Below are 3936 nucleotides of genomic sequence, written 5' to 3'. Positions count from 1 at the left end.
CAGTATATACATAATTTTTATAATTAGTGTCCATTAGTTCTGAATCATTTACTTTATATAAATCAGCATTATGATTAAAATTTTTTAATACTACACCATTACTAATGTGGTGAATTTTTTCTTCTCGTATCGAAGAGAACCAACCTTGATTTTTAATGTAGTCCTTGCCACCTTGCCATGTCATTATAATTGCATCAGCTTTTTCATATATTTTCTTTTCAGCTTGATACATTATTTGTGTAATTGGATTATTTTTACTTAATATGTCATAAGCAACAATGCTTTCTGGCCATAAGTCTCTAACTTCAACTATACATTTCACTTGTAATTTTTTTGCTATTTTTAACCCTGCTATTAAAGTAAGTGGATGTACACTTGAGGCTATAATAGTATCCGGTTTACCATACCTTTTTCGATAATCTTCTGACACCTTAAGTAACCTTTTACTAAAAGAAAGCATATTCATGATTCTATGATGATTATTTGAATTATAAGTATGGGATTTCACAAAGACAAATGGAATTTCGTTAACAACTCTTTCTGCATACAGTTTTCCATTAGTATCTATTACATCATTAGAATTATGTCTTGTATTTGCACAAAATATTGTAACATTATACCCTTTTTTCTTTAAAAATTCTGCAAACCAATAATGTCTTCCACCTTCATTAAAGTAATTGTCTGTAGCATAATGGTTAAATATCCATATATTTTTCAAGTTAACAACCTCCATATTTCTTTCGGTACTTCATTCTATAATCATTTCCCTTTCTTTATTTAAGTTTGTTGCAACACTATATCCAACACCTATTATAAATACTTGTAGCAATCCTACTGATAACTGATTTTGGAATAAGGTAATCTCAAATGATTGGTGTACTATGACTCCCATAAAATAACTGGCAGATAATTTAACAATGAAATTATCTTTTTGTTTTACCATTGCATTCCATATAATCAAGAAAATAGATGAAATTAATATTAATCCTGAATAACCAATTTGCATCAAAATATTTAAATATAAATTATGTGGCGACTGATCATGTGAATATAATTCTTCTGCCATAGTGCCAGGACTATAACCAAACCAAGGCTTTTCATTAATTAATTCAATTAATGGAATCCACAAGTCATTTCTACCAGACATTATACTTTTACCAGTATGATCCAACATCCACTGTTCTATAGGTGTAAAGAATCTAAAAGTAGGTAACATTGGATAGATATAAATAAACGAAATACTAAGTATAATTACTAGAGCAAAAAATAAGACTGCTACACTTTGATACTTAGTTAAAAGTTTCCAAAACAAGAACACGAGCATCGTTGCTGCAATACTCAAAAGTATTGATCGCGTATCACTAGCGAAAACAAGAATTAAACTAATAAAAAGAATTCCGGCATATATAATTTTAAATTTAGAGTATCTAATACCTAATATCAAGAAGAAAGAAGTATAAAACATATATGGGCCTATAAGGTTTGAGTTATTATATATACTAGCAAAGAAACCCGGTAAACCCATTGCTACCCATACTATAAAATGAAATAGGACGAATATTGCCACTAATACATTTATATATTTAAGGTTTTCAAAACTTATTTTGATAAACGACAAATACATAATAAGTAATAAACACGCAATCATTTGAATTGTATTAATCAAGTCTTTCATTTCAAATGTATTATTTGAAATAGAAGTAACACATACCATTGTCAATAATAGAATTAAAATTAATACTGTCAACTGCGATTTGTCAAATGGAACTAATTTACTTACATAAATAAGTATTCCTAAAGTAGCAATAAAAAATGTTAGAAACAATGCTGCAGTTCCAATAAGGACAGTTCCAGATTCTGTCGCATTAAGTGATCCTATAATTATTAACAAATACAAAATAAATATAACAATTGTGGATACTTTAATCGTAAACTTATGCTCATTCAGATTTTTTTTCATACTTTACCTCCTTAACCATTAATGATTAAGTTGCTTTTTCAAATCGCTTTGAGGAATTTTATTCAAATGAATTTTTTCTCCATACTTCAATTCATTTTCTAATGGGTACAGCACTAATTGGCCACCATTAGGATGAAATGTCATTTCACCAAAATACAATTTATCCTTACTCACAAAGAAATCAACTCTACAAAAAGGCAATTTCGACGCTAAATTTTCAGATACTTCAATCATTTCAGGTATAAAATTACTGAATTCGAAATCATCATCAACAAACTCTTGCCTTTTAATATCTATATTCATTTTATTCTGATCTGTATCGTATAGATTGATTTTACTTTCTAGGGATTGGTTGCCTTGTTCATCATTAATATTTTTTATGACAGCAAAAAATTCTACTTTACCTTCAAATACGAAGAATTTATAATCAATAAATTCCGTCATATCCAAATACTCTTCTACTAAAATTTTAGGTTTAATATTTTTATAATTCCATTCTCTAGAATATTTAAAGTAGTTATCTTTCATTGCTGCATCAAATTTTTCTTTAGTCTTCTTTAAGTTCGTTTGGTTTTTCTCAACTGCTTGGTTTACCCCAGATGTGTGGTTGGTTTTTAAAAATACTTTATCAGGCATTTTTTCAAAGTTAATATCATTAAAATTATCATATGCACCTAATAAAGGAGGTAATAAGTTACCATACTCATTATCAATTAAATGTTGTCTCATTAGATACTTATCAGTATACTCAGTTTGCAAGTCATTTCTATAGTTCAATTTCAGCCAATTTATTTTTTCTACAAACATCTTAGGGTTTTTCAAGTTAAGTTTAATACCTGTATTATGCTTTAAATTGAGCTTTGTAAATTGCTCGTCACTTAAAAATCTCATCAATTTAGCTTTTACTTTACTCATGTTCTTATATAAATTTTTAGTACTTTCTCTTAATAACAATTTTCTAATAGCTATCTTAAAACGACTAATCATCTTACTCCTCCATGTAATCTGTTTTTATACTTTTAGTTTTGAAAAGATATACAATTGTACAGATAGCTTTATTGAGTATGTAACTAATTGAGCAACTGCAATCATAACTAAACTATGGCTAAAAATACTTAATATCATTGATAATACTACAAAAAAGATTAGCGTTAATATATCAATCATCGCTTTGCGCTTTAATGAATAATATTTAACTAAGAAACTACGTATAATGTAATCGGCACAAATCAATCCGAATGTTATTGTTACAAATAAATATATAGGTTTAACTGCCTCTAAATAATTTTCATATAACAGATATATCAAAATGTAGCCAACAAAATAAGAAATAACAAACACAACAACACTTACAAACGGCATCAACATTAATACACGTTTTTTAATTCTTTTTGTGATTTTTTCAGTATCTGCAATATAACTCAAAATAACTGATGAAATCATTGTAAACGGGAACAACATTAATTTAGTTGGCAAAGTTGCTATATAGAAAATCGAAACACTACTTGCACCAAGTAAAAAACTTGTTATGAATCTATCTGAATAGTTCATTAAAGATCCTGCACAGCCTGATATTAAGAAAAAAGTTAGTGATGATGCTTCAAAATAATAATTTTGTGTTTTGAATAATGCAACTACATTAACCTTAACTAATAGATATGTAACTACATTTATCAAAAACTCTATAACTACAAAACATAAAAGTACTTCTTTCACACTTTCTATAGGCAAAAAGTACAGTAATATATACATAGAACTGAGCACTAAGTTAACATAAAGAATTTTCATAAATTCTTTCTTCACCCTGTAGAAAACTAGTAAAAACATTCTACTCGATGTAAATAAAACCAATAAATAAATTAGTAAATATTCGATTTCATCAATATGAAATACCCAAATTGATACAGAAAACATCACAGATACCAACGTAATATATAGCAACAACTTTTTATAATAGGTGTAAAGTGCAGATTTAT

4 protein-coding genes are annotated in these 3936 nt (G+C 27.5%); all 4 read right to left on the bottom strand.

The window, feature by feature from the left end:
• Nucleotides 1-718, bottom strand: a 718-nt coding sequence (locus BU038_RS11950) for a glycosyltransferase (RefSeq protein ID WP_158262800.1), incomplete at its 3' end; no start/stop codon positions are given.
• A 30-nt stretch (nucleotides 719-748) separates the two neighbouring features.
• Nucleotides 749-1960 carry an O-antigen ligase family protein gene (locus tag BU038_RS11945; protein WP_107606203.1) on the bottom strand — a complete coding sequence of 404 codons (1212 nt, stop codon included), beginning with the start codon at nucleotides 1958-1960 and terminating at the stop codon, nucleotides 749-751.
• Nucleotides 1961-1978: 18 nt separating this feature from the next.
• Complete coding sequence (locus BU038_RS11940; RefSeq protein WP_107606202.1) at nucleotides 1979-2947, bottom strand: ATP-grasp fold amidoligase family protein; 969 nt, start codon at nucleotides 2945-2947, stop codon at nucleotides 1979-1981.
• 24 nt (nucleotides 2948-2971) lie between these two features.
• The coding region (locus tag BU038_RS11935) for a hypothetical protein (protein ID WP_107606201.1) at nucleotides 2972-3936 on the bottom strand (965 nt) is incomplete at its 5' end.

Source organism: Staphylococcus simulans, assembly GCF_003043455.1.
GTDB lineage: Bacteria > Bacillota > Bacilli > Staphylococcales > Staphylococcaceae > Staphylococcus > Staphylococcus simulans_A.
The sequence above is the reverse complement of the archived record's forward strand: the minus strand, read 5'-3'. Positions and strand labels throughout refer to the sequence as shown.